The sequence below is a fragment of the Synechococcus sp. MIT S9452 genome (assembly GCF_047304245.1).
GTDB lineage: Bacteria > Cyanobacteriota > Cyanobacteriia > PCC-6307 > Cyanobiaceae > RCC307.
Window position 1 is genome coordinate 1,067,415 of sequence record NZ_CP138956.1, and the last position, 24,472, is coordinate 1,091,886.

Annotated in this window: 27 protein-coding genes and 1 tRNA gene; 16 read left to right on the forward strand and 12 right to left on the reverse strand. The window is 59.1% G+C overall.

Translation table 11 applies throughout. From position 1 onward, the window contains the following. Positions 1-17 precede the first annotated feature (17 nt). Positions 18-1,832, reverse strand: coding sequence for a translation elongation factor 4 (lepA, locus tag SIB46_RS05500; protein WP_413297513.1), 1,815 nt, complete (start codon positions 1,830-1,832; stop codon positions 18-20). A 70-nt stretch (positions 1,833-1,902) separates the two neighbouring features. On the opposite strand from lepA, the gene SIB46_RS05505 reads away from it, so the two are divergent. Beyond that, the gene (locus SIB46_RS05505) at positions 1,903-3,039 is read left to right on the forward strand and encodes a glycerol dehydrogenase (RefSeq protein ID WP_413297514.1); all 1,137 of its coding nucleotides are present in this window, start codon (positions 1,903-1,905) and stop codon (positions 3,037-3,039) included. Here the strand turns inward: SIB46_RS05505 and SIB46_RS05510 are convergent. Continuing rightward, on the reverse strand, positions 3,036-4,469 hold the full coding sequence (locus SIB46_RS05510) for a malate:quinone oxidoreductase (RefSeq protein WP_413297515.1): 1,434 nt from the start codon (positions 4,467-4,469) through the stop codon (positions 3,036-3,038). The two genes, SIB46_RS05505 and SIB46_RS05510, sit on opposite strands and share 4 nt — an antisense overlap. Positions 4,470-4,512: 43 nt before the next feature. Between SIB46_RS05510 and SIB46_RS05515 the strand changes: the two genes are divergently transcribed. From SIB46_RS05515 to SIB46_RS05540, 6 genes are read left to right on the forward strand one after another with little or no spacing between them, the layout of a single operon-like run. Then, the gene (locus SIB46_RS05515; protein WP_011934966.1) at positions 4,513-4,779 is read left to right on the forward strand and encodes a NifU family protein; all 267 of its coding nucleotides are present in this window, start codon (positions 4,513-4,515) and stop codon (positions 4,777-4,779) included. A 40-nt stretch (positions 4,780-4,819) separates the two neighbouring features. Beyond that, entirely contained in the window at positions 4,820-6,097 is a 1,278-nt protein-coding gene (serS, locus tag SIB46_RS05520) for a serine--tRNA ligase (protein ID WP_413297516.1), read from the forward strand. A 21-nt stretch (positions 6,098-6,118) separates the two neighbouring features. Next, on the forward strand, positions 6,119-7,207 hold the full coding sequence (rseP, locus tag SIB46_RS05525; protein WP_413297517.1) for an RIP metalloprotease RseP: 1,089 nt from the start codon (positions 6,119-6,121) through the stop codon (positions 7,205-7,207). Between the two features lie 48 nt (positions 7,208-7,255). Continuing rightward, on the forward strand, positions 7,256-7,558 hold the full coding sequence (gene rpsN, locus SIB46_RS05530; protein WP_413297518.1) for a 30S ribosomal protein S14: 303 nt from the start codon (positions 7,256-7,258) through the stop codon (positions 7,556-7,558). Further along, positions 7,555-8,163, forward strand: coding sequence for a leucyl/phenylalanyl-tRNA--protein transferase (gene aat, locus SIB46_RS05535; protein WP_413297519.1), 609 nt, complete (start codon positions 7,555-7,557; stop codon positions 8,161-8,163). Before rpsN ends, aat begins: the two co-directional genes overlap by 4 nt. Positions 8,164-8,193: 30 nt before the next feature. Continuing rightward, positions 8,194-10,353, forward strand: coding sequence for a polyribonucleotide nucleotidyltransferase (locus tag SIB46_RS05540; protein ID WP_413297520.1), 2,160 nt, complete (start codon positions 8,194-8,196; stop codon positions 10,351-10,353). Here the strand turns inward: SIB46_RS05540 and SIB46_RS05545 are convergent. Beyond that, positions 10,350-11,243 carry a 3'(2'),5'-bisphosphate nucleotidase CysQ gene (locus SIB46_RS05545; RefSeq protein ID WP_413297521.1) on the reverse strand — a complete coding sequence of 298 codons (894 nt, stop codon included), beginning with the start codon at positions 11,241-11,243 and terminating at the stop codon, positions 10,350-10,352. The genes SIB46_RS05540 and SIB46_RS05545 overlap by 4 nt on opposite strands. Here SIB46_RS05545 and rsmI point away from each other — a divergent pair. Then, a complete protein-coding gene (gene rsmI, locus SIB46_RS05550; RefSeq protein WP_413297522.1) occupies positions 11,242-12,117 on the forward strand; it encodes a 16S rRNA (cytidine(1402)-2'-O)-methyltransferase in 876 nt (291 codons plus the stop codon). The genes SIB46_RS05545 and rsmI overlap by 2 nt on opposite strands. Positions 12,118-12,137: 20 nt before the next feature. Beyond that, entirely contained in the window at positions 12,138-12,353 is a 216-nt protein-coding gene (locus tag SIB46_RS05555; protein WP_413297523.1) for a hypothetical protein, read from the forward strand. 1 nt (position 12,354) lies between these two features. Here SIB46_RS05555 and SIB46_RS05560 read toward each other — a convergent pair whose 3' ends face one another. Then, positions 12,355-13,134: a helix-turn-helix domain-containing protein gene (locus SIB46_RS05560; protein WP_413297524.1), complete on the reverse strand. Its 780-nt coding sequence runs from the start codon at positions 13,132-13,134 to the stop codon at positions 12,355-12,357. A 58-nt stretch (positions 13,135-13,192) separates the two neighbouring features. On the opposite strand from SIB46_RS05560, the gene SIB46_RS05565 reads away from it, so the two are divergent. Continuing rightward, a tRNA-Arg gene (locus SIB46_RS05565) sits at positions 13,193-13,266 on the forward strand. Between the two features lie 304 nt (positions 13,267-13,570). Here SIB46_RS05565 and SIB46_RS05570 read toward each other — a convergent pair. From SIB46_RS05570 to SIB46_RS05580, 3 genes are all read right to left on the reverse strand, one after another. Next, on the reverse strand, positions 13,571-14,242 hold the full coding sequence (locus tag SIB46_RS05570; RefSeq protein ID WP_413297525.1) for a hypothetical protein: 672 nt from the start codon (positions 14,240-14,242) through the stop codon (positions 13,571-13,573). A 375-nt stretch (positions 14,243-14,617) separates the two neighbouring features. After that, entirely contained in the window at positions 14,618-15,307 is a 690-nt protein-coding gene (locus SIB46_RS05575; protein WP_413297526.1) for a Crp/Fnr family transcriptional regulator, read from the reverse strand. Between the two features lie 417 nt (positions 15,308-15,724). After that, positions 15,725-15,847, reverse strand: a complete 123-nt coding sequence (locus SIB46_RS05580) for a hypothetical protein (protein ID WP_413297528.1) — start codon at positions 15,845-15,847, stop codon at positions 15,725-15,727. Positions 15,848-16,341: 494 nt separating this feature from the next. Here SIB46_RS05580 and SIB46_RS05585 point away from each other — a divergent pair, with 494 nt between their 5' ends. Further along, positions 16,342-16,566: a hypothetical protein gene (locus SIB46_RS05585; protein WP_413297529.1), complete on the forward strand. Its 225-nt coding sequence runs from the start codon at positions 16,342-16,344 to the stop codon at positions 16,564-16,566. A gap of 1,042 nt (positions 16,567-17,608) precedes the next feature. Here the strand turns inward: SIB46_RS05585 and SIB46_RS05590 are convergent. Together SIB46_RS05590 and SIB46_RS05595 are read right to left on the reverse strand one after the other, a co-directional pair. Next, a complete protein-coding gene (locus tag SIB46_RS05590; protein WP_413297530.1) occupies positions 17,609-17,842 on the reverse strand; it encodes a hypothetical protein in 234 nt (77 codons plus the stop codon). A gap of 254 nt (positions 17,843-18,096) precedes the next feature. Then, on the reverse strand, positions 18,097-18,486 hold the full coding sequence (locus SIB46_RS05595) for a hypothetical protein (protein ID WP_413297531.1): 390 nt from the start codon (positions 18,484-18,486) through the stop codon (positions 18,097-18,099). 114 nt (positions 18,487-18,600) lie between these two features. Here SIB46_RS05595 and SIB46_RS05600 point away from each other — a divergent pair, with 114 nt between their 5' ends. Continuing rightward, positions 18,601-18,837: a hypothetical protein gene (locus SIB46_RS05600; protein ID WP_413297532.1), complete on the forward strand. Its 237-nt coding sequence runs from the start codon at positions 18,601-18,603 to the stop codon at positions 18,835-18,837. A 77-nt stretch (positions 18,838-18,914) separates the two neighbouring features. Next, complete coding sequence (locus SIB46_RS05605; protein ID WP_413297533.1) at positions 18,915-20,024, forward strand: NAD/NADP octopine/nopaline dehydrogenase family protein; 1,110 nt, start codon at positions 18,915-18,917, stop codon at positions 20,022-20,024. A 748-nt stretch (positions 20,025-20,772) separates the two neighbouring features. On the opposite strand, the gene SIB46_RS05610 is transcribed toward SIB46_RS05605, so the two are convergent. Then, positions 20,773-21,792, reverse strand: a complete 1,020-nt coding sequence (locus SIB46_RS05610) for a carbamoyl-phosphate synthase (protein ID WP_413297534.1) — start codon at positions 21,790-21,792, stop codon at positions 20,773-20,775. A 397-nt stretch (positions 21,793-22,189) separates the two neighbouring features. Here SIB46_RS05610 and SIB46_RS05615 point away from each other — a divergent pair, with 397 nt between their 5' ends. From SIB46_RS05615 to SIB46_RS05625, 3 genes are all read left to right on the forward strand, one after another. Beyond that, positions 22,190-22,408, forward strand: a complete 219-nt coding sequence (locus tag SIB46_RS05615; RefSeq protein WP_413297535.1) for a hypothetical protein — start codon at positions 22,190-22,192, stop codon at positions 22,406-22,408. Between the two features lie 128 nt (positions 22,409-22,536). After that, positions 22,537-22,737 carry a hypothetical protein gene (locus SIB46_RS05620; RefSeq protein ID WP_413297536.1) on the forward strand — a complete coding sequence of 67 codons (201 nt, stop codon included), beginning with the start codon at positions 22,537-22,539 and terminating at the stop codon, positions 22,735-22,737. 263 nt (positions 22,738-23,000) lie between these two features. Then, entirely contained in the window at positions 23,001-23,159 is a 159-nt protein-coding gene (locus SIB46_RS05625) for a hypothetical protein (RefSeq protein ID WP_413297537.1), read from the forward strand. 264 nt (positions 23,160-23,423) lie between these two features. Here SIB46_RS05625 and SIB46_RS05630 read toward each other — a convergent pair whose 3' ends face one another. Beyond that, positions 23,424-23,720 (reverse strand): hypothetical protein, encoded by a 297-nt coding sequence (locus tag SIB46_RS05630; RefSeq protein WP_413297538.1) that lies wholly within the window; start codon positions 23,718-23,720, stop codon positions 23,424-23,426. Between the two features lie 302 nt (positions 23,721-24,022). After that, positions 24,023-24,169 (reverse strand): hypothetical protein, encoded by a 147-nt coding sequence (locus SIB46_RS05635; RefSeq protein ID WP_413297539.1) that lies wholly within the window; start codon positions 24,167-24,169, stop codon positions 24,023-24,025. Between the last annotated feature and the right edge of the window lie 303 nt (positions 24,170-24,472).

Genomic DNA, 24,472 nt, shown 5'->3' on the forward strand with positions numbered 1-24,472 from the left:
CTGGAAGCAGCGTTCCCCTATTTGTTCTCGTTGAGCTTGAGCACGGCCATGAAGGCCTCCTGGGGCACATCCACCTTGCCCATCGCCTTCATGCGCTTCTTGCCCTTGGCCTGCTTCTTCAGCAGCTTTTTCTTCCTGGAAATATCACCGCCGTAGCACTTGGCCAGCACGTCTTTACGCATGGCACTGATGCTTTCGCTGGCGATGATGCGGCTGCCGATCGAGGCCTGCAGCGGGATCTTGAACTGCTGCCTGGGGATCAGCTCCTTGAGTTTTTCCACTAAGCCTTTGCCCACCCCATAGGCCTTATCGCGGTGCACGATCGTGGTGAGCGGGTCGGCCTTGTCGCCATTGATCAACACATCGAGTCGCACCAACACGTTCTTGCGGTAACCGATCAGGCTGTATTCCATCGAGGCATAGCCCTTGGTGCGGCTCTTCATCTGATCGAAGAAGTCGGTCACCACCTCCGCTAGAGGCAACTCGTACTGCAACGTCACCCGATCAGTGGTGATGTACTTCATATCGACAAAGATGCCGCGCCGTTCTTGGCACAGCTCCATCAAGGTGCCGTTGAAGCTGTTGGGCGCGTAGATCTCCATTTTCACGTAGGGCTCCTCGATCGATTCGCGCGCCTGCGGATCGGGAAGCGTGGCCGGGTTGTCCACCATCACGGTGGAGCCATCGACCATGTTCACCTTGTAGATCACCGATGGTGCGGTGACGATCAGATCGAGGTCGTATTCGCGCTCGAGCCGTTCCTGCACGATCTCCATGTGCAGCAAGCCCAAAAAGCCGCAGCGGAAGCCAAAGCCCATGGCGCTGCTGGTTTCCGGCTCGTATTTCAAGGCGGCATCGGAAAGCTTGAGCTTGTCGAGTGCATCGCGCAGATCGGGGTATTGATCGGCATCTGTTGGGAACAGGCCGCAGAACACCATCGGCTTGGCCTCGGTGTAACCCGGCAATGGCTCATCGGCCGGTGCACTGGCCAGGGTGATGGTGTCGCCCACACGGGCATCGGCCACAGCCTTGATCGAGGCAGCCAGATAGCCCACCTCACCGGCGTGGAGCTCATCCACTTGCTTTTGATCCGGCGACATCACGCCGATCTCATCGAGCTCGTAGGTCTTCTTGCTGGCCATCAGCAAGACCTTGTCTTTCTTGCGGAGCCGGCCGCTCACCACCCGGAAGTAAACAATCACGCCCCGGTAGGGGTCGTAATAGGAGTCAAAGATCAATGCTTTGAGCGGCTCTTCTGTGGTGTCCGGCGGCGGCGGCACCCGATCAACGATGGCCTGCAGGATCTCCGGCACGCCCAGGCCCGTTTTGGCTGAGCAGTGGATCGCGTTGCTGGTATCGAGGCCGATGATCTCTTCGATTTCGGTGCTGATGCGCTCGGCGTCAGCTCCCGGCAAATCGATTTTATTGAGCACCGGGATGATCTCCAGATCATTGCCGAGTGCCAGGTAGACGTTGGCCAAGGTTTGGGCTTCCACGCCTTGGCTGGCATCCACCACCAGCAGCGCTCCCTCACAGGCCTGCAGGCTGCGGCTCACCTCATAGGAGAAGTCAACGTGGCCGGGGGTATCGATCAGGTTGAGCGTGTAGAGCTCACCATCGGCTGCCTTGAACTGCATGCGCGCGGCCTGCAGCTTGATGGTGATGCCCCGCTCCCGCTCGAGGTCCATGTTGTCCAGGAACTGCGCCTGCATGTCCCGGTCCGCCACCGTGCCGGTGTCCTGCAGCAAGCGATCGGCCAGGGTCGATTTCCCGTGGTCGATGTGGGCAATGATGCAGAAATTGCGGAGCCTTGAGACGGGGGCGTCTGTCATCAGCAGATCTTAGGGAGAAGCCCCTGCTCACCTGCTGCTTTGGCTAGGCAGGGGCAGAGCGCCATCGGCCATGGCCTACCGCACCGATTTCGGCAGCATCCACCAGCGCCCCCTTGGGGTCTTTGGCGCTCCAGCGCGCTATGTACAGGGCCCTGGAGCCACCTGGGAACTGGGCCGTGAACTGCAGCGCCTGGGCTTTCAAGGGCCCGTGCTGTTCATCGCTGGCGGCACCGCCCAACGCACCCTCGCCCCGATCTGGCAGGAGCAATTGCCACCGGTGGGCCTGCAGCCAGTGATCGATGCCTTTGGCGGTGAATGCAGCGAAAGCGAGATCAAACGCCTCGTGGCGATGTCCGATCACCACGGCTTTTGCGCCGTGGTGGGTGCTGGGGGCGGCAAGGCCTCCGACACCGCCCGCGCCGTGGCCGATGAGTTGGGGCTGCCGGTGGTGATCACGCCCACCCTGGCCAGCACCGATTCCCCCTGCAGCGCCCTGTCGGTGATCTACTCAGATGAGGGCAGCGTCACCGGCTTTCGCTTCTACAACCGCCACCCTGAGCTGCTGCTGGTGGACACCGAAGTGATCGCCAAAGCGCCCAAACGCCAGTTAGTGGCCGGCTTAGGCGATGGCCTGGCCACCTGGTTTGAAGCGCGCGCCACCCACGAAAGCCACCGCAACAACGTGGTGGGCGGCAAACCCCTCACCAGCGCACTGATGCTGGCCAAGCTCTGCCACGACATCCTCTTGGCTGATGGCCCAGCGGCCTGCGCCGCCATTGATGCCGGCGTTCCAACACCAGCGCTGGAGCGGATTGTGGAGGCCAACATCCTGCTTTCGGGGCTGGGTTTTGAAATCGGCGGATTGGCCCTGGCCCATGCGGTGCACAACGGCATCAGCACCATCCCGGGAAGCCACCACAACCTGCATGGCGAAAAGGTGGTGATCGGCCTGCACACCCAGTTGGTGCTGGAAGGCCAGCCCCAAAGCGAAATCGATGAGGTGTTCCGCTACTGCCAGCAGGTGGGGCTACCCACCACGCTCGCCCAAGTGGGGATTGATGCCAGTAACGACGCTGAGCTGATGGCCATCGCCGAGCGCTCAGTGATTCCTGGAGAAACCAGCCACAACGAACCGTTTGAAGTCACTGCGATTGCCGTAATGCGCGCGCTCAAAGCGGCTGATCAACTGGGCGGGGCGTACCTCTAAAGCCCCAACACCGCCGTGTTGCGGCTGCGGCTGCTCAGCACATCACCGCCCCAGCTGGGGAACAGCGCCTTGAGCTGCTCTTGCCACGCAGGAGTGGCCAAACGACTGGCAAAGCAGCGCTCGAGCACCTCCAACATGATTGTCACGGCAGTGCTGGCACCCGGTGAGGCCCCCAGCAGCGCAGCCAGCGAGCCATCAGCAGCAGCCACCACTTCAGTGCCCAGTTGCAACTGGCCGCCCTTGGCACCGTTTTTGATGATTTGCACCCGCTGGCCCGCCACCGAGAGGCTCCAATCGCTGGCCTTGGCCTGGGGCAGAAATTGCTGCAACGCCTCCAGCCTTTCTTCTGGGCTTTGGCGCAGCTGATTGATCAGGTACTGCACTAGGGAGAAGTTCCCTGCTCCCACCTGCAGCATCGGCAGCAGGTTTCCAGGGCGGACCGAACGGGGCAGATCCAACAGCGAACCCTGCTTGAGGAACTTGGTGCTGAAGCCGGCAAAGGGGCCAAACAGCAACGAACGCTCGCCATTGATGAAGCGCGTATCAAGGTGCGGCACCGACATCGGCGGTGCGCCCACCTTGGCTTTGCCATACACCTTGGCCAGATGTTGGCTGGCCAATTCGGCATCACCGCACACCAGCCACTGGCCGCTCACCGGGAAGCCGGCAAAGGCCTTGGCCTCTGGGATGCCGGAGCGCTGCAGCAGCGGCAAGGCCCCGCCGCCAGCCCCGAGAAACACAAACGGGGTTTGCACCCGCTCCCCGCCGCTGAGCTGAACGCTCCAATCCCCGTTGGACTTGCGCGTGAGGTCGTTGACCTCACAGCCAGTGCGCAGCTCCAAGGCGCCACTGCGCTGCAGATCCTGCAGATACAGCCGCGTCAGGCTGCCGAAATCCACATCGGTGCCCCTTGAGATGCGCGTCGCGGCCACCGGCTCTGATGCGCCGCGCCCCTGCATCACAAGCGGCATCCACTCCGCCAGCTCCGCAGGGTCGCTGCTCCACTCCATCCCGGCAAACGCCGGCAGAGCGCTGAGCTGCTGATGGCGCTGACGCAGAAACGCCACATCGCCTTGGCCCCACACAAAGCTGATGTGGGGCACCGAATTGAGAAACGCCGGGGTATCCAGATCACCGCGCTCGCGCAAGGTGGCCCAGAACTCCAAACTGCGCTCAAAGGCCCCGTTGATCGCCAAGGCCTTGGCGGTGGCAACGCTGCCACCGGCCTGCAGCGGCGTGTAGTTCAGTTCGCAGTTGGCGGCATGGCCGGTGCCGGCGTTATTGGCCGCCGCACTGCTCTCCAGCGCCGGGCCATCAAGACGCTCGAGCATCAACAGCCGCATGGCTGGATCCAGCTCATGCAGCAGCGCCGCCAGGGTGGCGCCCATGATTCCGGCGCCCACCAGCACCGCGTCGTAACGATCAGTCACGCCTGCCAGCTTTTAGGCTTCAACTAGGTAACAGCTTGCTGCCATGACCACCGACACCGCGGCCGCCACGAATGATCCCCAGGCTCTGACCCTGGAGAACGTGGAGCGCACACTCGATGAGCTGCGCCCTTTTCTGATGGCTGATGGCGGCAATGTGGAAGTCGTGGAGATCGACGGACCGATCGTGAAGGTGCGCCTACAGGGCGCCTGCGGCTCCTGCCCCAGCAGCACCATGACCTTGAAGATGGGCATCGAGCGCAAGCTGCGTGAAGCCATTCCCGAGGTGAGTGAAGTGGTGCAGGTGCTCTGAAGCACCTGCCTCGTAAGCTCCGCCCACCTGCCCTGAGGCCGTGCTGGATCAGCGCCTGCTGCGCGACAACCCTGAGCTGATTAGCCAGCAATTGGGCCGGCGAGGCATGGAGGTGGACCTCACCAAGCTGCAGCTGATCGCCAAACAAGAGCGCGACCTCGAGGAGCAGCGCAGCAATCTGCAAGCTGAAGGCAACCGCACCGGCAAAGAGGTGGGGATGCTGATCAAAGGCGGTGCTGCCCCTGACAGCGATGAGGTGAAGGCCCTGCGCGAGAAGGGCAACCGCATCAAGCAGCAGGTGGCGGTGCTGGAAGAGGAAGAAAAGGGTCTGGAAGCCAAGCTGCGCGAGCAGCTGCTGGCCCTGCCCAACCTGCCCTCGGCCGATGCCCCCGATGGCAAAAGCGAGGCCGACAACGTTGAGGTGAAGCGTTGGGGCGATCCGCGCCAGGGCAAAGACCTTGAAGAGCACTGGCAGCTGGCTGATCGCCTCGGCCTATTTGAAACCGAGCGCTCGGTGCGCATTGCCCAGAGCCGTTTCATCACCTTGATGGGCGATGGCGCCCGGCTCGAGCGCGCCCTAATCAGCTTCATGCTCGATCTGCACAGCACCAAGGGCTACACCGAGGTGATGCCGCCGATCCTGGTGAACAGCGCCAGCCTCACCGGATCCGGCCAGCTGCCCAAATTCGCTGAAGAAAGCTTCCGCTGCGCCGACGACGACCTCTGGCTCACCCCCACCGCCGAAGTGCCGCTCACCTCGCTGCATCGCGATGAGGTGATTGCCATTGAACAGCTGCCGCTCAAGTACTCCGCTTACACCCCCTGCTTCCGCCGCGAAGCCGGCAGCTACGGGCGCGACACCCGCGGCCTGATTCGCCTGCACCAGTTCAACAAGGTGGAGCTCTATTGGTTCTGCCACCCGGATAAATCAGCTGAGGCCCATGAGCAACTGACGCGCGATGCAGAAGCGGTGCTGGAAGCCCTCGAGCTGCCCTACCGCCGCTTGGAGCTCTGCACCGGCGACATGGGCTTCTCCGCGGCCCGCACCTACGACCTGGAGGTGTGGCTGCCGGGAGCTGGCTCCTACCGGGAAATTTCCAGCTGCAGCACCTGCGGTGATTTCCAAGCGCGGCGCTCGGCGATTCGCTTCAAAGAGGGCAAAGGCACCCAGCTGCTGCACACCCTCAATGGCAGTGGCCTGGCGATCGGCCGCACCATGGCTGCCCTGCTGGAGAACGGTCAGCAGCCCGACGGCAGCATCCAATTGCCTGCCGCTTTGGTGCCGTACTTCGGTCGTGAACGACTCACGCCACAATGACCCTCTACTTGAGGTGAGCTTGTGGGGGTGCTTTCAGCGCTATTAATCCTCGCGCTGCTGGTGGTGGTGCACGAAGCAGGCCATTTCCTGGCCGCTGTTAGCCAGGGCATCCGGGTTACCAGTTTCAACGTGGGCTTTGGCCCAGCCCTGCTGCAAAAGCAGCGCAATGGCGTGCTCTACGCCCTGCGGCTGATCCCCCTGGGCGGCTTTGTGGCCTTCCCAGAAGACGAACCCGATAACGACATCGACCCGCGCGATCCCGATCTACTCAAAAACCGGCCCCTCTCCCAGCGCGCCCTGGTGATCGCCGCTGGTGTGATCGCCAACGTGATCCTGGCTTGGGTGGTGTTGGTGGGTCAGGGCCTGGTGGTGGGCATCCCCTCGGGCTTCAGCGCCACCGGTGGTGTGCTCGTCACCGGCGTGCAGCCCGAGCAAGCCGCGGCCCAAGCAGGGCTTGAGCCAGGCGACACGCTGATCGGCCTCAATGGCCAACCCCTCGGTGGCGGCAGCAGCGCCGTGCAAACCCTGGTGGATGCCGTCAAAAGTTCCCCGAGCCAAGAGCTGCAGGTGGAAATCAAGCGCCAGGGCGAAACCCTCAGCGTGCCGATGATTCCTGCTGATTTGGGCGGTAGCGGCCGCATTGGAGCTCAGTTGCAGCCCGCTGGGGTGGAGAACTTCCGCCGCCCCGCCAATCCGCTGGAGGTGATCAGCCGCGCCAATCGCGACTTCGCCGCGATTTGGACCCGCACCATCGACGGTTTTTGGACCCTGATCACCAACTTCGGTGAAACCGCTTCTCAAGTGTCAGGGCCGGTGAAGATCGTGGAAATGGGAGCCCAGCTGGCTGAGCAAGGCGGCTCCAGCCTGTTCCTGTTCACCGCCTTGATCTCCATCAACTTGGCGGTGCTCAACGCCCTGCCCCTGCCCATGCTCGATGGCGGCCAGTTCGTGCTGCTGCTGATCGAAGGACTGCGCGGCCGGCCCCTGCCCGAGCGAATTCAGATGGCCTTCATGCAATCGGGTCTGGTGCTGCTCCTGGGCCTCAGCGCTGTGCTGATCGTCAAAGACACCAGCCAGCTGAGCTTGGTGCGTCAGCTGATGGGCAACTGAACCCATCGTTTATGCTGTCGGATTCCTGATTCCAATCCGGGCTGCCGCATGGCGAAGAAGTCGATGATCGCGCGGGATGTGAAGCGCAAAAAAATGGTGGAGCGCTTCGCCGCCAAGCGATCGGCCCTGATGGAGGCGTTCGCCAACGCTGCTGATCCGATGGAGCGGCTGGAAATCCACCGCAAGATTCAACAGCTGCCCCGTAACAGCGCCCCTACCCGGATCACCAACCGCTGCTGGGCAACCGGCAAGCCCCGCGGTGTCTACAGAGATTTCGGCCTGTGCCGCAACCAGCTGCGTGAGCGCGCCCACAAAGGCCTGCTGCCCGGCGTGGTCAAGTCCAGCTGGTGAACGACCTACTGGCGGCCTATGCCGCCGGTTGGTTTCCCATGGCCGAGGGCCCCGATCGGGCTCTCGGCCTTTTTCGTGCCCGCAAACGGGCGCTGATTCCCCTTGATCAGCGCTTCCATGTGCCCCGCTCGCTCAAGCGCCAGCTGAGGCCTGGCCGCTTTGAATTGCGGCTCAACAGCGCCTTTGCCGCCGTGGTGGATGGCTGCGCCGATCGACCCAGCACCTGGATCAGCCTCGAATTAAGGGCGATCTACCAAGAGCTGCATCGCCTTGGCTGGGCCCACAGCATCGAGGCCTGGGATGAGCACGGCCTAGCCGGCGGCCAGCTGGGGCTCGCCATCGGTCGCTGCTGGATCGGTGAATCGATGTTCCACAGCCGGCCCCATGCCTCCAACGTGGTGCTGGTGCAGCTGCAACGTGCCCTGCACCAAGGCGGCTTTGAGCTGTTTGATGTGCAGCTCAGCAATCCCCATCTGGAGCGCTTTGGCTGCTTTGAACTCAGCGATGCGGACTACACCAGCTGCCTAACCAAAGCCGTGCAGCAGCCCGCCCGCTTGCAGATCGGCAGCCGCGCGGTCAGCAGCGGGGCCTGGATGGCAAGATGAAAGATGACAGCAACCAGGACATAAGAGCCAGTGCAAGGTGAAACACGGTCGATCTCCTTTGATGGAAGGGAGATCCGACTGACGACGCGCCGCTATGCGCCCCAGGCCGGCGGCAGCGTCTTGATCGAATGTGGTGATACCGCGGTTCTCGTCACGGCAACCCGAGCCAACGGCCGCGAAGGCATCGACTTTCTGCCCCTGACCTGCGACTACGAGGAGCGCCTCTATGCCGCTGGCCGCATCCCCGGCAGCTTCATGCGCCGCGAGAGCCGCCCACCTGAGCGCGCCACCCTCGCCTGCCGCCTGATCGACCGCCCGATCCGTCCGCTGTTCCCCAGCTGGATGCGCGACGACCTGCAGATCGTGGCCACCGTGATGTCGGTCGATGAGCGCGTCCCGCCCGATGTGCTGGCTGTGACCGGCGCTTCTTTGGCCACCTTGCTGGCCAAGATCCCCTTCTACGGACCGATGGCGGCCGTGCGCGTTGGCCTGCTGGGTGACGACTTCATCCTCAACCCCAGCTACCGCGAAATCGAGCGCTCCGAGCTCGACCTGGTGGTGGCCGGCACCGCCGAAGGTGTGGTGATGGTGGAAGCCGGCGCGCAGCAGCTGCCGGAAGAGGACATGATCGAGGCGATCGACTTCGGCTACGAAGCGGTCCTCGAGCTGATCCGCCACCAGAAAGAAACGATCGCTGAGCTGGGCATCGAGCAAGTGGTGCCCGAAAAGCCCGAGGAAGACACCACCGTTCCCGACTACCTGGCCAAGCAGTGCACCAAGGACATCGGTGCGGTGCTCTCCCAGTTCACGCTCACCAAAGCCGAGCGCGATAGCCAGCTCGATTCCATTAAGGCCAAGGCCGCTGAGGCCATCGCTGCCCTCAAAGAGACCGATGCGGTGCGCGCCGCTGTCAGCAGCAACGGCAAGTTGCTGGGCAACAGCTTCAAGGCGCTGACCAAATCAATGATGCGCGCCCAGATCGTCAAAGACGGCAAGCGCGTTGATGGCCGCAGCCTCGATCAGGTGCGTCCGATCAGTGCTGCCGCTGGCGTGCTGCCCAAACGCGTGCATGGCTCCGGTGTGTTCCAGCGCGGGCTCACCCAGGTGCTCTCCACCGCCACCCTCGGCACCCCCTCCGATGCCCAGGAGATGGACGACCTCAACCCGTCCAACGAGAAGCACTACCTGCACCACTACAACTTCCCCCCCTACTCGGTGGGTGAAACCCGGCCGATGCGCTCCCCTGGTCGCCGCGAGATCGGCCACGGCGCCTTGGCAGAACGGGCTCTGCTCCCCGTGCTGCCTCCAAAGGAATCCTTCCCCTACGTGTTGCGCGTGGTGTCTGAGGTGCTGAGCTCCAACGGCTCCACCTCCATGGGTTCGGTGTGCGGCAGCACCCTGGCGCTGATGGATGCCGGCGTACCGATCGCCGCCCCAGTGGCCGGTGCCGCCATGGGCTTGATCCGGGAAGGCAGCGACGTGCGCGTGCTCACCGACATCCAAGGCATCGAGGACTTCCTCGGTGACATGGACTTCAAGGTGGCCGGCACCGAAAAGGGCATCACCGCCCTGCAGATGGACATGAAGATCACCGGTCTGGCCATGAAGACCATCGGTGAGGCCATCACCCAGGCCCGCCCGGCCCGTCTGCACATCCTCGAGAAGATGCTCGAGGCGCTTGATAAGCCCCGCGACACCATGTCGCCCCATGCCCCGCGCCTGCTCAGCTTCCGCATCGATCCGGAACTGATCGGCACCGTGATCGGCCCCGGCGGCCGCACCATCAAGGGCATCACCGAGCGCACCAACACCAAGATCGACATTGAAGACACCGGCATCGTCACCGTGGCCAGCCACGACGGTGCTGCTGCTGAGGAAGCCCAAAAGATCATCGAGGGCCTCACCCGCCGCGTCAGCGAGGGCGAGTACTTCGATGGCAAGGTCACCCGCGTGATCCCGATTGGTGCCTTCGTCGAAATCCTGCCTGGCAAGGAAGGCATGATCCACATCTCCCAGCTCTCCGATCAACGGGTCGAGAAGGTGGAAGACGTGGTCAATGTTGGCGATGAGGTGCGCGTTCGCGTGCGCGAGATCGACAACCGCGGCCGCATCAACCTCACCCTGCGCGGTGTGCCCCAGGACGGCTCCGATCCTCAGCCCACCGTGATCCTGCCGATCGGCGAGGCCTAAACGACAAAGCCTGGATCAATCTCCGCCAGGCAAGCCCGGGCCAGCTCACAGAGCTCGGCCTGGGCTTTTCCATTGCTAGCGATCAGGCAGCCGGCCTGACGCACATCGCCGTCGTTGTAGAGCAAGGGCGCGCCATCAGCGTGGCTGAAGGCACCACCTGCAGCCAGCAGCACTGCTTCTGGAGCCGCCATGTCCCAATCCTTCGGGGCGCTGCGGCCCGACAGGGAGATGTAGACATCGGTCTCACCGCGCAGGATCGTGGCCACCTTGCCGCCAACGCTGCCAATCGCCTTGGTGTCGCCTAAAGCCAACGCCTCCAGCAATCGCTCGAGCCGCTCATCGCGGTGGTTGCGGCTGGCCACCAGCACCAAATCAGAGCGCTGGGCGCGGCTGCTGAGCTGTGCCGGGCGCTGCGTGCCATCGCGGGTTTCACACCAGGCCTTCTTCTCATCCACCAGGCCAAACCACACCTCCTCCCGCTCGGGCTGCAGCACCACCCCCAGCACCGGCCGTTGGTGGTGCACTAACGCCAGATGCACGGCGTACTCGCCGGTGCCCTGCAGGAAATCCTTGGTGCCATCGAGCGGATCGAGGATCCAGAGCCATTCGGCATCCAGCGGCTCCCCGGCGGTGAGCTGCTCGGCAGCGGTTTCTTCGCTGAGCAGGGTCCAAGGGGCATCCGGAAAAGCACTGCGGAAGCCATCGAGCAGGTGTTGATTCACCGCCAGATCCGCCGCGCTCACCGGGCCTTCGCCGCCGTTATCCACGCTCAAGGCGGGGGGATAGCCAAAGGGGGGCTGCTCGGAGCGGGCATAGGCCCGCAGGATGTCGGCCGACTCCCAAACCAGACGCCGCAGCACCGCAAGGATGGCTTCGGTGGTGGGCATCATGGATTCATCACAGGCGAGCGCCATTGTGAAGGAGCCCAGCCCCGGGGTTCTCTATCTGGTGGGAACACCGATCGGCCACCGCGGCGACCTCTCGCCGCGGGCCCAGCAGCTGCTGGCGGCTGTGGACCGCATCGCCTGCGAAGACACGCGCCACAGCGGTTTGCTGCTGCATGGCCTCGGCATCCAGCAAAGGCTGATCAGCTTTCACCAGCACAACCAGCAGCAGCGCATCCCTGAACTGCTGCAGGCCCTGGCTGATGGCGAAGCCCTGGCGCTGATCAGTGATGCCGGCCTGCCGGGCATCAGCGATCCCGGAGAAGAGCTGGTGGCGGCCGCTCGCGCGGCAGGACATGCGGTGATTTGCATTCCAGGGCCATGCGCGGCCACAACAGCCCTGGTGAGCAGCGGCTTGCCGAGTGGGCGCTTCTGCTTTGAAGGTTTTCTGCCGTCCAAAGGGCGTGAGCGCCAGCAGCGCTTGGCGGCCATCGCCCAAGAGGAGCGCACCAGCGTTCTCTATGAAGCGCCGCACCGCCTGCTGCAGCTGCTCAAAGAACTGATCGAGCAGTGCGGAGCTGAGCGGCCGGTGCAGGTGGCCCGCGAGCTCACCAAGCGCCACGAGGAGCACGTGGGCCCCACCCTGGCTGCAGCGCTGCAGCACTTCAGCACTTGCAAACCCCAAGGCGAATGCACCCTGGTGCTCGGCGGCGCTCCCGCCAGCGAACCGGAGCCCTGGGATGCCGATGCCCTGCGCGCCCAACTGCAGCAGCTGCAGGCAGAAGGCCTCAGCGCCTCCGATGCCGCCCGTGAATTGGCCAGCCGCAGCGGCCACTCCAGGCGTGAGCTCTATGCGCTGCTGCACAGCGCGGCAGACTGAAGCAATCTCCAACCGCCTAGATGCTGCTGCGCCTTCGCCTGCTCACCGGAACTGTGGTCAGCTCGTTGCTGCTGCTGGTGATGCTGTGTCTGGGCAGCCAAAACCTCAACCAGCGCGAACAACTCCAGCTTGGTTTTGGCCAAAGCGCCCCACTGCCCACAGGCTTCGTGGTGGGCATTGCCCTGGTCTGCGGCGTGTTCAGCGGCGGCAGCGTTGCCGCGCTGCTGCGGCGCTAACTCAGGCGCCAGGAATGGCGTAGAGGCTGCCTTCTAAAACGATGCGGCTAATGCCCTGGGCCAGGATGAACGGCGCGGTGCGGCCAAACACACCGGAATCCGGCACCTTGATCACCCGCTGACTGCGGCCGCACTGACGCTTGGCCTGGCGGGGGTTGCTGAACAGCGCAATCGCCTGCTGCTCCATCTCGGTAGCGGCCACAGCACCCAGCTCGCTGAAGTCTTTAACCGGAGTGCCTTTGAGCTCCACGTCGCGATCGACCAGCAAATACACCGTGGCAGGCAAGCTGCCATCCACCAAAGGCTTGCTGACGCAAGGAGCGCCGCTATCGATCACCCCCAATCCGGGAAGCGGGGCAATCGCCACAAACGTTTCAGCAGCGCTGTCGTCGTCGCTGAGCTCATCGAGCTCTTCGTCGCTGTCATCAGCGCCAAAATCATCGGCGTCATCAAGGGCCAACGAGCTACTGCCCTCCAGCGGCTCATCGGCTTCCAGTTCCGCTTCTGGGGAAGCAGCAGCTGGGGCGGCCTCGGTTTTGGCTGCTGCTTCTTCCTTGGGCTCGTCGTCCTTCTGGGCAGCAACAGCAGGCGCAGCACCGCGGCCACTGCGCTTCTGCTTGAGGCTGTCGTACTCCTCGGGGCTGAGCAGAGCTTTCACGGTGCGGCTCACCGTGTTGGGGCTGCAGCCAAACGCCTCAGCGAGCGCCGCCGCAGTCACGCCGGCCTTGAACTGGCTCACCAGCTCCTGCTTCTGGCTGTCGCTTAGGCGGGCCGGGGCCATTGGGGAGCTTTCACAGCCCTCCAATCTAAGCAGCTTCACTGGCAGGATTGGAGGGTCTGCTCCCTTAGCTCAGCTGGATAGAGCAGCTGCCTTCTAAGCAGCCGGTCGTTGGTTCGAATCCAACAGGGGGCGTCTAGAAAAACCAAGCCAGGTCAAGGGTTTTGCTCTCCAAAGTGGTGAACTTGACCCAGCCTGAACTTGCTTGAAACAAAGGCTGCGCGAATGTTGCCGACTTCAGGCAGGAAGGTCAGAAGCCGTAGTTCAGCGTCACCATTGCGGTTCAACGGCATCAAAAAGCCCCCACCGAAGCAGGGGCCGTGGATTGTTCTGCCGGGGGTTTGATCAGCCCGCTTTTGCTGCCCTGCCTTTCCCGTCTGGGTTTTGTATGGCTCTAAGCCCGTAGGAATCAGGCTCCCCGGCATTCGGTCAGCTCCAATCAGAAGTGGTTATCGCCGACGATCACGCTGGCGGTTGCACCAAGACCGTCTCGCTGCGCGAAGACTCCTTCACCGCTGATGGGGCTGAACATCTGGTTGGAGTTGGAAGCCAGCGATTCAACGGCGCTGCCAGGAGCGAACCATTCCGGGTTGTGACTGAAGAACTCAGCAGGCCGCATCGAGTCGGGGTTGATCAATCCTGCGAAGTCGTTGACCTGTTGCACCAAAGCATCGCTCTGCAGGTCGATTCCGTCTTGCTTGATTGACGTTCCGATATCGCAAATCACATCCCAATTCGATCGTTTGCCGTGGTTGTAGTCGGAGGGGGCAGTGTTCTTGATGCTGGTGACAGGGCCTGTCGTCCAGACATCTGCGGTTTGATTGACTGGACCGACATAATGAATCTCAACCTCGGAGAAACCCTCGTGGCCGCCGTTGGTTAAGGCGTCAGCTTTAACGCCGCCAAGCGAATTGGAGTAAGCGCCAGCAAAGTTCTCTGCGGCATCGCCTACAGGTCCAACATCCCAACCGACCTCATCAGTTTTAGGGCCACGGAAGGTGTTGTCCTGAAGTGTCCATGAGCCAACGTCTTGTGAGCCATTGGTCGGGCGGTAGTTGGGATGGATAACAGCTTTGCTAGCGAATTCGCCTTTGATGTCGCCGAGCTTCATGAAGCCATCGACATCCTCGTCGACATAAGCACTTGCCTTGCTGGCTTCGACAGCAAACCAGTCCCTGTAATGAGGCATGGATCTAAATGCGGTGGAGGGTCTCCCCTCTCGATGAACCAACCATCGGATGAATCAACGGTTCACCTGGCGACCTGCCTCACCAGCAGCTGTGATGTTGCTCACAAGTCATGACTCTTCTTCAAAAGAGCTTGGCCTGCGGTAATCCCGCCCGTAATCAATGGCGATCAAAACCGAGGGCACGCATGAGCGGCATCTAAAAAACAAAATAGGACCCAGTGAAAGTCATCGATCTGGCTAATAGGTATTGGGCTATAACTTATGGATTACCTGAGCCTGGGGAAAATCAATTTCATTTCACAGCAGGCATCGCCTTTCTAGCTGTTCTCTGCTAAGGAGCCGCATACCACTTTCATTGATTTCAAGCAAACCCTTTTCTTTTAACTTGCTCAATGTACGCGAGGTGGTTTCTCTAGAAAGTCCAGCAAGTACCGCCAGTTCTTTTTGGGCCAGCAAGGGCATCATTGACATGGGATCTCCACGTTTTCCGGCGCAAGAGGCCAGTTCAATCAATGCATTTAACAATCGAGTTGTGGCATCTGCCGCATGCACTGCAAAGCGCCGATTCATTGCGCGAAGACGACGAGCTTGTAAGCGGGCAATACCTATAGCCAAAGCCCCACGACTCAACATCAACCGTCGAAAACAAGAGCCAGAGAGCTTTACATAGCTAAGCGGTGTTAATGCAATCACATCAGCTGATCGTGGCTCCTCATCAAGTAAAGCCATTTCACCAAAAACATCCTCAGCACCAAGCAGCGATAAAACCACTTCTTCACCATCAGGACTGAAGCATCGCGCCTTTGCGATACCGTCAAGAATCAAAAAAAGTGTTTCACCCCAATCACTCTCTTGAACCAAGACCTGATTCTCGGAAATTGAAATGCAAAAGTGACGTTCCAGTATTTTATCTAAATCAGCAGGTTCGAGATTGCGAAAAAGCTCTAATGATTGGAGCTGCTCAATAGTTAGAGACTCAATTGACATGACTTATGCAATTGAAAAGGAATAACTAAGTCCTCGAGGCATCATTGGCACGAGCCACTATTGGCGCCCTCAAGGATAATACTTTCCTTGAAAGTAATGCGAGGAAATTGATATTTTTCATGAATTAAATCCCTTGTCGCATGCTGCCACTCTCTGCGGAGGGTGCAGCTTTAGCTTCCCCGTCACTGGACCAGAAACAATCCAGCTGCAGTCCAGCAAACTCCGCCTGCACCTCAGATGCTGCTGATGGATACAGGAATTTGACTCATCAAGCGTGACCATGGCAGCAGCTCGACTGCATCTATTCCTAGTCCTTCCCTGCTCAAGCAAAACCAATCTCAACAACACGCAGGAAAGGCTGGGATTCTTCAATCTGCTGATGGCCTTCAAGGAGCTTGCGCCACATCAGCTGGTAGATCAGCGCTCAAGTGCAGCTGCCACCGCATAAGCGCGCACGGGGTTATGGCCTTCAGGAGTCGCAGCAGCAGAGATGCCAAGTGCAAGAGCCAAGGCGCAGCAGCAGCAGGTCAGACCGGTCATGACTTGGAAGCGGTGGAGGGTCTCCCCTCTCAATGAACCAACCATCTGAGAAATCAATAGCCCAAGCGCTGACCTGCCTCACCAACAGCTGTGAGGTTGCTCACAAGGCCTGAAAAGCACTGGCAAGACTGGATTTATACGCAAAAAAGCGGACTCAAAGCCCGCCAACCAATAAGCACCTTCAGTGTTCCGCGCTTGGGCGAAAGCGTTTCAAGCACCAGCAAGCTGACGACGGGCCATGAGGTTGCGAGCAGCTTCCAGGTTGATGGCTTTCTTGGCGCGCTTGCGAATGATTTTTAGTGCAGACATTTTTCTTTCTCTCGACTGACCTTGTTCTACGCCTCTGGCTGAGCACAGTCGATACCTGAAACCGCACAACGGGGTTCGGGTTTGCGTCCCACCTAGAAGGGGCAATCGCGCCTATTCCGCAAGCCCACACATCTCATCACGAGTCCAGCACCCCATGAGTTCTCATGGACCATTGCCGAGCATTGATGTCGAAATTCCTGCTGCGCGACGGAAGCAAGATCAGCGTCAACACCCTGGCCGACCCGGCAGACGTTTGGAGTTACACCACATTGGATGGGGTCACAGTGCATGCCCTGCTATCTGCCAAGGCTGAGTCGAGGCTTCTGCAGAAAGTGCCTTCAAGCCTCCTGACCGTTCCCCAGCGCATGCAGCTATTAGGCCAGAAGCTCAGCGCGTTTGTCGGGCAATAAAAAAGGCCCCGCCTGTGCACGGAGCCAAATGGTTGTGTGTGAGGTGTACGCCCTTCGGGCTACCTTCTCAATCTCGTCGCAGGAGTCCAAGACGGGTCTCACAACAGGACGCCTGTCTTTGTGTCACGGGGTCAGCCGCGTCTCAGCCTGAAACACCTCTGGCTTGGCGGTGGTGGCAGTGGAAGGTTCATGGCTTCACCATCACGCCGGCATGGGGTGCAGCGGATCCCTTGAAAGTGCCATTCCCAGCAATCTCCAAAGAGACCTGGCCCGCCAGTCTTGACTCCCCGCAATCGGGTCCCAAGCGTCACGGAATAAGCGGAAGTCGATCCTGGCGAGCCTCAGTTTTTAGCCGGGTGAAACGCTCCCGATACCTAGGGCGAACACTCTCGCCAGACTTAGGGAACGGGATGGACGAGTGGATGCAGACCGCCTTCGCGGATCACTTGGACCTGGCCCGCTGTAGCGCTGATTGCTAAGGAAGATTTGGGCGCAGGTGTGGTGGCGCTTGGCGGGAGCCTGGCCGTCTTGCAGCGCGATTTGCTGAAGCTGCCTGTGGGCTGAAGAAATGGCGCGGAAGGAAACAGCTGCTTTGTGAACAGGCAGTTGCTCCAGAAATGGACACGCCCTGATTTCCGTGGCCATTTTCGCCACTTTCAGGGAATCCCTAGGGCGCCCTCCTCATCCATCAACTCAGTCACAGCCTCAAAAACCCATGCCGCGACTGGGCTAATTCATGCCTTCTAAGCAGCCGGTCGTTGGTTCGAATCCAACAGGGGGCGTCAGTTACACCAAGGGTTTTGGGGTTTCCGCGGAAGCCCACACATCCTGCTTTTGGTCATTTAGACCATTTTCAGGGCAGGATCAGCGCATCAAGGCCCTGCAGAAGGGCAAGTGGAAAATAAAAGCTTGGAAGGCTGACATAGCTGGCTTTTCATTCAGCCCCTGAAGGCCATCACGAGCATCACAACCACTGCAGGCGTCATCAGCAGCGCGACAAATGCGCCGTGAATGCGTGAACCACGCCCAAGAGTCAGTCTTTTCATTCAGGCGGCCTCATCAACGGGGGCCCAGGCGGAGGCAAAACCTCAGCCAGCTCCAACATCTGCGGAACGGTCAGGTTCATCTCATCACTGATGACGGCCAGCAACGTCATGTCGGGGACGTGTTCCAAGCCATGGCGCACAGCTAGTTGGCGTGTCTCCGCTCGATGCGGTCCAACGTGGTGCTTGTGGCCATCCCAATAGACGAGCCAATAGAGATCACGTTCAGCCATCAGAACCTGAAGTCACTTGGATCAGGAGCAAGGCCGGGGTCTGCACCAGCTCCTTCATGGACACAGATCAATGACGTCAACGTGCCGGTGGCGCCGAGCTCGCATGCTCTGGATGTGAGCAACTGTTCTTCGCGCTGCTCCGGCGTCATCTCCGAAGTGGACGACGGTTTCGGCACTGCGCTGCAGCCAGCCGCTGCCAACAAGAGGGCAGCAGCAATAGCCGGGCCCGTGAGTGTGTTGAACTTCATCACTCTTCAGCCCTTGGAGTCAGTCAGGTGCAGAACACGACCATCGGGGAGCGTCACAGAATGCCCCGCTGTCATGCACGGCTCAACGATGACCGGCATTGGTTCAACGCCCTTGTGAATTTCGAGAATTCCCTCGCCTTTGATGCCTTGGCCGGTCCACGACTCCGCGCCACAGACAGGTTCACGGGTCACGTTCAGCTTGACCTTCTCTCCGTCATAGAACTCACCGCTATCCATTTGCACGGTGAACTCCTTGATGGCTACCTTCTCGGTTTGGGCCGAGGCCACATACAACAGGGCCAGAAGAAAGCCAGCACCAATAGCAGCGAAAAAGCCCGAGGGTTTCTTCTTTGGCTTCTGAGTGGTTCCTTTTTCTGGCAATCGCCAATGGGTCATGGCTCGACCTCCTTGAACCCTTCCAAGCTCGTTCTGGAACAGGGTTCCCCGCTTCCCCCAAATGGGTGAATTGCAGGCTTTTGCCCGTAGGGTCAGCTGCTTCGAGAGATCTGCATGAGCTACGCCCGCACAAAGGTTTGGGTGTGGTTCAAAGGGGGCCTAGACGGTGGCGAGTGGCGCAGTGGGTTCTACGCGACCGACAACGCCGAGCACGAGGAAGCGGTGACGCTGCAACACGGCGACTTCAAGGACTGTGTGGTTCCGACCTGGCGCATCAGCGATAAGGAGCCGACTGACCTCAAGAAAGGGCCAGCCATCCCAACCGATGCGAAGTGGAAGTTCAGCGGTTAAAGCCATCACACCCTGGCTCAATCAAAGAGCAAAGCATCAAAAAAAGGCTATAACTGCCAAGGAAAAGGCAGTTCAGCATGTCAACAAGTACATTAAAACTGGCCATTATCGGAGCAGGAAATGCGGGCGTAACCATGGCAGCCCATGCCAAACTTGCTGGTGTACCAAAAGTCTCACTCTATGATCGGCATGATCATGAGCTATCAATTATTGCGGGCAATAACAACCAGATCAAGCTAGAGGGAAACATATCCCCTCAAGGGATTGCAACGATTGATCTACTGACTACAGATCCAGCGGAACTAGCTCGTGATTCCAATTTCTATATCTGCGACACCCCAGCCTTCTCTCATGCGGCAGTCGTGGAAACATTTGCGCCGTATCTGAAAGATGGCGATGTCTTTATGTTTCACCCAGGGCGCACAGGAGCAGTGCTTGAAGCCAGAGAAATTCTCAAGAAGCCGAATATTTCTAAAAAAATCACTCTTCTTGAAAGCCAGACCCTTCTCTATGCATGCAGGATTAATGGAGCAACGGCAACGGCTTATGGAGTAAAAAATACGGTATCGGTAGCCGGGGAAGACCCTCAACTCGCTCATGCGGCAATCGATCTCCTGAGTCAATACATTGGCTCGGGATCCTGGTCTATTCAGAAAAGTGTTCTGCAAACTTCACTAGAAAATATTGGGATGCTCTTTCATCCCGCTATTACATTGACAAATCTTGCACGCTTAGAATCAGCCGAGCCCTTCTATTTCTACACAGAAGGTGCATCACTTGCCGTCGCAAATCTAATCCTTGGGCTTGACCTTGAGAAAGAACATGTTGCTTTAGCCTATGGAGTTAAAGTGGATACCGTGCTGCAATGGATGGAGAAATCATATTCGCACTCTGCCACTACCATCCATAAAGCATTGGCAGATAACCCTGCTTATCAAGCCGTTAAAGCGCCCATGAATCTGTCCGCTAAGCAGATTAGAAATTTTCGCTACATAGCAGAAGATGTGCCATACGGATTAGTCCCATTTTCTGCATTGGGAGCCAAAGCTGGGATTCCAACTCCATATATGGATTCAGTCATTGCTATGGCCAGTCAGGTGGCTTTGCAAGATTTCCGCAAGTCAGGAAGGAGCCTGAATTGCTTGGGTCTAGCAGATAAAACGGTTGAAGAAATCGCGGCGATCTAAGTCCAATTGCATTCTCTGCTCAGCAGTGTTTGCTGAGGTCGTGCGGCTCAGGCTCGGGGCCACGTGGCAGGCGCTGGGCAATCCAGCTGGCGCATCAGCGATAAGGAGCCGACCGACCTCAAGAAAGGCCCTGCCAGTCCTGCAGACGCCAAGTGGAAGTTCAGTGGTTAGTCCATCCCTGCGAAGAGCACCCTCCTATTACTTCAAACCGCTCTTTACGCCGGGCGCTCCTCTTGTGATCCCCGTGGCATTAGAACTAAGCGGAAGAGCATGTAGGTCCTGCAAGCCATCTTGAATCCGCAGGTCTCTATTACTCGGTGTTTTAGTCATCACATCAAGCATCTGCTTAGGCGTGAATTGCTCAGCCAAGACTGCTGATAGAAGCAGTGCGATTGTGATAGCTAGGAGGTGTTTCACTTTGCCCCGGGGCACCCATACTGGGAAGCCATGTTGCAGCTGGGCCCGGTTGATGGTGCCGCCGTAAGGAATGGGAGGAGCAAAGGGGGGAGGGAGCCATCGTGCACCCTCACATCCCTATTGCTTGGTGACTTGGTCATCACATCAACCATCTGCTGCGGTGTGAACTGCTCAGCCAAGGCTGCCGATGGAAGCATTGCGATTGTGATAGCGAGGAGGTGTTTCATTAATGCACAAAACCAGAAAGCTTGGCGCCGGTAGCTGTGGGGTTGTAATTAATCATTCAAAGGCTGAACCTGCGCAGGGGCCTCAAGGTCAAAATTACAATGCCTCATGTGTTTAAATCTCCAGGAAGTAATGTTCTCTGAATCCACCAAGTAATAGTGCAGGGCACACATTCATCGTGCACTCTTACATCCCTATTGCTTGGTGTTGCTGAAAGCTCTTTGATCTGGGGCTGTTCCTCAGCCTTTGCTTGTTCTTTTGATTTCTCCTTATGGCTGCCACCACCAAAGCGAATCGTTAGATCAGCAGAAGCACGTGCATTGAAAGCATCGTCATAGGTATACGTTCCGCCGAACTCAACATCATCAGCGACAGCAAATGCCAAGCGACCTTTGACGCCTGAACTGTTTCCAGCACCGTCATCACCCTGCTGGTAGTAGTAACCAACGGAGGCGTTGATCTCTGGGGTGATGAAGTAACCAATATCAAGCCCGTAGGTATCCAAGGCACCACCTTGGTAATGGCTATTCAGACGCTGCTCGGTATCGCCAAAAGGCACCAAGGCATAAGCACCAAAGTTCCACGTCGGGCTGACCGCTTCCACCTCAGCAGCAACCTGCTGGAAGAACACGCTTCTGGGGTTCCTGGCGTATTTGATAGAGGGCAGATACAAGTGCTGATAACGCCGCTTGATCGGGTGCCAAGGCTTGGCATCACCTGTGTTCATCGGGCGGCTGTCGTATCCCGCATTGATGCCAAACATCCAGCTGCGGTCATCGTTCAACCAGCGGTAGCCAAGACGCGATGAGGTGCTGACCGTGATGCCATCGACTTGGGTGTTGACGATTGAGCTGTATCCCGAGAAGTCAGCCAAGTTGGCGTTGGCCTCTACATCGGCATAGAAAACGCTGTTATCGCCTACTGAGATGGGCAGGAAACCACCGATACCAACCTCGTTCGGAGTACCTGCACCTTGCGTCTGCCCCTGGAATCCAAAGCGAGGCTTGATGCTGTCCTTAAGGCTGACGTTCATCACCCCGATGTCATCAGCGTTGCCTTCCGCCGAGACGGGTGCCTGGACAACTAGCAGTGATGCAGCAGCGGCAAGTGACAGCAGCGGGCGCATGGGTCAGCTGAATTTGCGCGCATGATGCCAAGCGCATGCAGGAAGGCCAGCAGCCGTATCCCAGCAAACAGAGACAGAACTCATCTTTCGTCTACAGCTCGCAACGGTTCAACGCATGCCGCAACGGCGCTTCTGCTCAGGCGCTTTCAAGGCGTCTGCTCGTAGGACTGAATCAAGCATTCGACCGTCCTCCGCCAGGGAGTCGTAATGCTTCCTGGGTATGGGAATTTCCCGGGTTGTTGGCCGCACCTGCTTGGTCGTGAGTAGGTGCTTTTTTTGAGCAATGTCCCGCCTGCACCAGTGGTGATGGATGTTTCACGCAGCTGTGCCGAATGAATGTAACGATCGCGTGCGCCTGAATACCGTCGCTTTAGCTTGAAAGTCGTAAGTAAGGCAGGTGCTGCAAGTTCGCGAAATCACTCCGAGTTTTCTTGGGGAAGCTTCTGAAATATTGCCTGGGTTTGGTCATCAAACTCTGCTGACATCCGTTGCAATAACTGAGCCAAAACGTGATGCCAATGCCAGTCATCCGCTGTTTGGCATTGACCCAATTATTGTTCTTGCTGCGCTTGTTTCGTGCTTCTGCGTATCAAGTTTCCTGCAATCTAAATATTGATTAGACGGCCCCTGCTTCGGCAGGGGGCCTTGACCTCAGAAGCGGATCGTTAAGCCCCCCGGGGCTCTGCCAAAACCAGGTGCAAATACAGCTCCTGAACCAGTGAGGTTCACGACATGACGACGGCCATGCCGAGGCTGATGGTGGTGATGCTTGGCGTGACGATGGGCGCGAGGTGCCGCTGGACGCGCATGCCTATGTCCCTTGGCCATGGCTGGTTCGGGCATGGCAACCATCAGGCCACCGAGGGTGAAGGTTGCGGCAGCGGCCACTCCGGTTATCGCGAGAGCTTGTTTCATGAGCTGATTGGTTCAATGCACCTGCTCTAAATCGGGCACCACGCTGGGATCGAGACTCAAAACCGAACCACGGGGTACGGCTAAGCGAATTAATGCCTTAGAGCTTTTTTATGGCTGCCGCAGACCAGGGCCACTGCTAGCAATAGAGCAAACGTACAAGCATCAGGAATGGCTGAAACGGCCTGCGAATCGATTGCGTGATTACACCCAATTCTCAGCGAATTCAGAGACGTTCTACAGCTCAATAGCCGAGCCAGCGGAGAGAGTGAATGGGTGGTTCACGAGAACTCCCCATGCAGCGATTGATTCACAACGTTCTGCCCCCTGCCGTGCTGGGCGCCGTTCTGGCAATGGTTTCCATCAGCGTGGTGAATACGGTCTCCCCTCAACAAGCGTTTGAGCCCTCAGGCCAGCCAGCCATGGGAGCGCTGCCTGTACTGCAGCAGCTTTGACCTCTGACAGGGAACGCTGGCCGTCTGCTGCGCTCGCTGGATGTGGGCTCGCTTTTTGTGGGCTGTCGCCATCTTTGAGCCCCAAAACCCAGCCAGAACATCAGTGCTGGTCTGCGTTCCGCGCGTCTGGCCAAGGAATGCTTGGGCTTGAGGAAAAGGGGAAGGCCTCCCAGCCATTCCCCGTGCTCACGCGCCGCCACTCCCAGGTGACAGCACCGCAAAGGATTCCACATCGCCAGAGCGGCGCTCAGTCACCCAACTCGTTCAACGGCGCATCGCTGCCGAATCGCTGCCGATCAGCTTCAAAACCGCTTGCTCAAGGAACCAAAAGGCGGGGGAAAGAAACCCCAATCCAAACCACGCCCCTAGGAACGCGGCCCCCATCGCAAAGCCAATCAGATCGGCATTGGACTCCAAGACCACTCCCTGACTTGTGTGGGACTTGTAGGCAACAAAGGGGAAGCCAATGGCTCCGACAACCACTCCACGCTTGGTGGCTTTGAGTTGCTGTGCATCCAACGGATGACTGTCGTCAAATGGTTGAACCTCGCTGAAAGCCATCAGCTCCCTGAAGTTGCAGCGACTCTCCGCTGATTTGCGGCGGCTTGCTGGGTTGTTCGCTGATGGCCAGCTGAGAAGTTTCTGAGAGCCCAAGCTCACCAGTTAGTGAACATGCAGCTGCTTGCGGTGGTTATTGAGCAGGTAAATCAAGCCAATCAAGGCAACAACGGAAATCAAGCTGGACATCGTTCTCTCTATCTCGCTGATCAGGATCTACGCCGGCTGAAGCGAAGGCTCAAGCTGGAAACCCGCCCCTTGGTAGGCGGTTGACCGCCTGCATCAAGAGACACAGACCAGGAGAACTAAGTTTTGAACCATTCATCAGCGGCTGCTTCGATGCGCTTCAAGCCCTGGATGCTGGCGCCGCAGGCAAAGGCCAAAGCGGGGCCATGGGGAGCGCTGCCCCCAGCTGTCTTGGCGGCTCTGAACAGCTCAGAGCAAAGCCCCATGGTGCGGGGCTACCTGCTGAGCGGCTCATGGCCAGGAGCAACTGGAACCAAGCCAGCTCCTACCGCACCTGAGCCAGCGCAACAGCAAGAGCCACAAACCACACCAAAAACTGAACTCACAGCTGAGTCCAGCCCAACAGATGAGGCCTCATCTCTCTCGCTGACCATCCGCTTGGTGCAGCCAGAAGAAGAGGTGACAACGCCCGCTGAGTTGCCGCCCAAGCAGTCGAGATGGCGCCGGTTGTTGCGAGCAGTTCAAAGGAAAGCCGCCTAAGGCGTTTCACCCTGGAAGGGGGAAACCGA